This is a genomic window from Streptomyces laurentii (assembly GCF_040635425.1).
GTDB classification, from domain to species: domain Bacteria; phylum Actinomycetota; class Actinomycetes; order Streptomycetales; family Streptomycetaceae; genus Streptomyces; species Streptomyces laurentii.
Genome location: NZ_JBEYHT010000137.1, coordinates 1 through 1,190 on the forward strand (window position 1 = coordinate 1; position 1,190 = coordinate 1,190).

Annotated in this window: 1 protein-coding gene; it reads left to right on the plus strand. The window is 66.1% G+C overall.

Features of this window, described 5'->3' with window-relative positions:
- Nucleotides 1-86: 86 nt before the first annotated feature.
- The coding region (locus ABZ693_RS36115; RefSeq protein WP_359885725.1) for an IS630 family transposase at nt 87-1,190 on the plus strand (1,104 nt) is incomplete at its 3' end.

Here is a 1,190-nt window from a genome sequence, read left to right on the forward strand (position 1 = left end):
CTAGTGCCGCATCAGGCAACCTTCGCCTCTCGTGACGAGTCGCCCGGTCGCTGCGGTTGGCAGCTCCGGGCGATCAGAATGATCACGTGGCTGAACGTGTGCGAGTCCGTGAGATTGATGAAGATGAGGGGCGACGGCTGCTTCGGATCGTCCGCCGGGGAACCGGGTCGGTGGTGACCTGGCGGCGGGCCCAGATGGTGCTGCTGTCCGCCCAGCGCATGGACGTGGCGAAGATCGCGGAGGTGACGTTCACCAGCGCGGACCGGGTCCGGGATGTGATCCACAACTTCAACTCCGACGGCTTCGACTCTCTCTATCCGAAGTACAAGGGCGGCCGGCCCAGGACGTTCACGCTGCCCGAACGCCGGGAGATCAAGAAGATCGCGAAGTCCAAGCCGGCCGAGCACGGCCTGCCGTTCTCGACCTGGAGCCTGGCGAAACTGGCCGATTTCCTGGTCGCCGAGGGGGTGGTCGATGACATCAGCCACGAGGGCCTTCGGATCCTGCTCCGCGAGGAGGGCGTCTCCTTTCAACGCGTGAAGACCTGGAAGACCTCCCGCGACCCTGACTACGCGGCCAAGAAGGCCCGGGTCGAACATCTCTACGCGATAGCCGACGGCGAGGTGATACCCGAGGACGGCGAGCCCGAAGTCATCTTCTGCATGGACGAGTTCGGCCCGCTCAACCTCCAGCCCCACCCCGGACGGCAGTGGGCCGAACGCGGCGGCCGGCACAAGAACCCCGACCGCGAGCCCCGGCCCCGCAGGCGGGCGACCTACAGCCGTCCGCACGGGGTCCGGCACCTGTTCGCCGCCTACGACCTGGCCAAGGACCAGCTCTACGGTCACATCAAGAAGACGAAGAACCGCTCGAAGTTCCTGGAGTTCTGCCGCTACCTGCGCTCGCTGCACCCGACGGACGTACGCATCGCGATCGTCTGTGACAACTACTCGCCGCACCTGACGACGAAGCGGTGCCAGCGGGTCGGGACGTGGGCTGCGGCGAACAACGTCGAGATCGCCTACACCCCGACCAACAGCTCCTGGCTCAACCGGATCGAGGCCCAGTTCACCGCCCTGCGCTATTTCGCCCTAGACGGCACCGACCACCCCAGCCACAAGGCCCAGGGCAGCATGATCCGCCGCTACCTCATCTGGCGGAACAAGCACGCCACCGACCAACGCCTACGC